Source organism: Bathymodiolus heckerae thiotrophic gill symbiont (assembly GCF_900180345.1).
Lineage (GTDB): Bacteria > Pseudomonadota > Gammaproteobacteria > PS1 > Pseudothioglobaceae > Thiodubiliella.
Genome location: NZ_FXLV01000085.1, coordinates 1 through 2,390, shown reverse-complemented (window position 1 = coordinate 2,390; position 2,390 = coordinate 1). Strand labels below are relative to the sequence as shown.

At 37.1% G+C, this 2,390-nt stretch carries 4 protein-coding genes; all 4 read left to right on the top strand.

Annotated elements, in window-relative coordinates; all coding sequences use genetic code 11:
- Positions 1-196, top strand: a 196-nt coding sequence (locus CRYPD_RS07565; protein WP_171004370.1) for a transposase, incomplete at its 5' end; no start/stop codon positions are given.
- Between the two features lie 140 nt (positions 197-336).
- Positions 337-732, top strand: a complete 396-nt coding sequence (locus CRYPD_RS07560) for a transposase (RefSeq protein ID WP_138146966.1) — start codon at positions 337-339, stop codon at positions 730-732.
- A gap of 319 nt (positions 733-1,051) precedes the next feature.
- A complete protein-coding gene (glcF, locus tag CRYPD_RS07555; protein WP_138146965.1) occupies positions 1,052-2,176 on the top strand; it encodes a glycolate oxidase subunit GlcF in 1,125 nt (374 codons plus the stop codon).
- 79 nt (positions 2,177-2,255) lie between these two features.
- Positions 2,256-2,390: transposase (locus CRYPD_RS08535; protein ID WP_171004401.1), on the top strand; the 135-nt coding region annotated here is incomplete at its 3' end.

The following is a 2,390-nucleotide window of genomic DNA, read 5'->3' as shown; positions in this document are numbered from 1 at the left end:
CATTCGTTATATCGTAGAACGCACTTTTGGCTTGCTAAAACTTCATCACGGTTTAGGCAAGGCAAGATACCTTGGACTAGAGAGAAACAAAACCAGAGTACAACTGATTGCCATGAGTCATAACCTTAAAACTGGCATGAATATTTTTAAAGAAATGCAGCGATTAAAAAGCCTAAGGGATTATTACATCCAGTGAGTAAAAAAGGCTAAAAAGAGAGAAATAAGGCTAAAAAAATCAAACAAACAAGGTGTTTTTTAGATTTTTATGGAAAAATACGGAAATTTTGAGCTATTTTTTTTGAAAAATTGCAAAGGTTGAAAATAGGATGGGGAATTATGAATTATGTAAAGGTCTCAATTAATAATTTTGGTGAAATTATTGAAAAATGTTGGTTAGATTTGTCAAGTCATTATCAAAATTGTATATTAGATGAATATGTGGTGATGCCTAATCATTTTCATGGGATTGTGATTATTGATAATGAGCGGGAAGAGAATGGTTGTAAACCATTCCCTACGAGTCATGGGTTGTCGGAGATAATGCGTGGTTTTAAAACTTTTTCGTCCAAAAGAATTAATGAGGAGGATGCATTGGTAAAGTTTAGGTGGCAGAAATCTTTTTATGATAGAGTGATTAGAGATCAAAAGGAATTGGATAATATTAGGTCTTATATTGTTGATAACCCCTTAAAATGGCATTTAGATAAAAACAATCCGATAAATTTGGTGTGAGGTTGTGGGGAATGGTTTGTAACCGTTCTTTTTTAAAAAAATATAGGTAGGGAACGGTTTGTAACCGTTCCTTTTTTCACAAAACACAGGTAGGGAATGGTTTGTAACCATTCCACTTTTTGATGGTAATTTGTTCTTTTTAAGATGTGGGGTTATAAAGCCTTTATTGCTTTTGATTGCACTGTTAGGAAGGGTTACAAACCCTTCCCTACTTGTTTGGCTGTGTTGGGAAGGGTGAGAACTTTTTTTTTACTTTTTTGTGCAAAACAAACAAAGTGTTTGTGAAACTTAAAGTTGGGGAATAGAAAAAAATAAATTTATGCAAACGATTGATATACAAAATTTAAAGGCTGATGACATTATTCGCAAGTGTGTGCATTGTGGATTTTGTTTGGCGACTTGTCCGACTTATCAATTATTGGGGAATGAGTTGGATTCGCCGAGGGGGCGTATTTATTTGATTAAATCGGCTTTGGAAAAGCGTCATTTTTCTCGGCAGAGTATCAAACATTTGGACCGATGTTTAACTTGTAGGTCGTGTGAAACGACTTGTCCATCGGGGGTGGAGTATGGTCAGTTGGTGGATATTGGGCGTGAGTTTGTGGAACGAAAACGCCCGTTTTGGCAGAGGGTGTATCGGTATTCTGTGCGTCAGTTCTTGACTACGCCTATTTTGTTTAATCTGGTAGGGCGTGTGTTGAGGCATTCTGGGGTGAGTGGGAAGGCTATTGAGCCTTTGGTAAAAACGGGTAAGGTTTTGTTATTAGGGGGTTGTGTGCAGGGTGTGCTTGCACCTAATATTAACCATAGTATTAAAAATATTTTAGCGAAACTTGGCTATGAAACGACAGAAACGCCACAAAAACAATGTTGTGGGGCGATTGACCAGCATTTAAGTGCTGGCCGTGATGCGTTAATTAAAATCAAGTGTAATATTGATGCTTGGCTTCAAGTTGAGGCGGCGGTTATTATTTCCAGTGCTAGTGGGTGTGGGTTGATGGTTAAAGATTACCCATCCTTGTTTGATGAGTTGGACCCTTATTATCAAAAAGCACAAAGCATTGCAAATAAAACCAAAGATATTGCTGAGTTTTTGGCGGATAAAGATTTAAGCCAGCTTAATTTAAAGCAAGTTAATATTTCTTATCACGAACCTTGCACCTTGCAACACGGTCAGAAATTAGGGGGATTGGTTGATTCTATTTTAAATTCGCTGGGCTATCGGCAAATGCCTGTTGTTGATTCACATTTGTGCTGTGGTTCTGCAGGTACTTATTCAATTTTTCAGCCAAAACTCTCAAAGCAACTGAAAATTAACAAACTTAAAAACCTAACGGCAAATAACCCAGAAATGATTGTTACCGCAAATATAGGTTGTTTAATGCACTTGCAACAAGGCACCAAAATACCCGTTAAACATTGGGTGGAATTGCTGGATGTTTGATTATAATCAAAGAGATAAAGGGAGGGTGAAGTTCCCCCAATAAACTGGACACCAAATTACAACAATTTAGGAATCCAAAATGACCATAAAATACACAGCCTTTACCAAAGCGTTTAAACTAGAAGCCCTACATTTGGCAAATCAACCTAACACCTCTGTGGCACAACTTGCAAGAGATCTAGGCATTCGTAGAAACATGATATATAAATGGAGA

What these genes read in the sequence shown, in the direction of transcription:
- CRYPD_RS07560 (WP_138146966.1), top strand. Translation starts at nt 337, where the DNA reads ATGAATTATGTAAAGGTCTCAATTAATAATTTTGGTGAAATTATTGAA.
- glcF (WP_138146965.1), top strand. Translation starts at nt 1,052, where the DNA reads ATGCAAACGATTGATATACAAAATTTAAAGGCTGATGACATTATTCGC.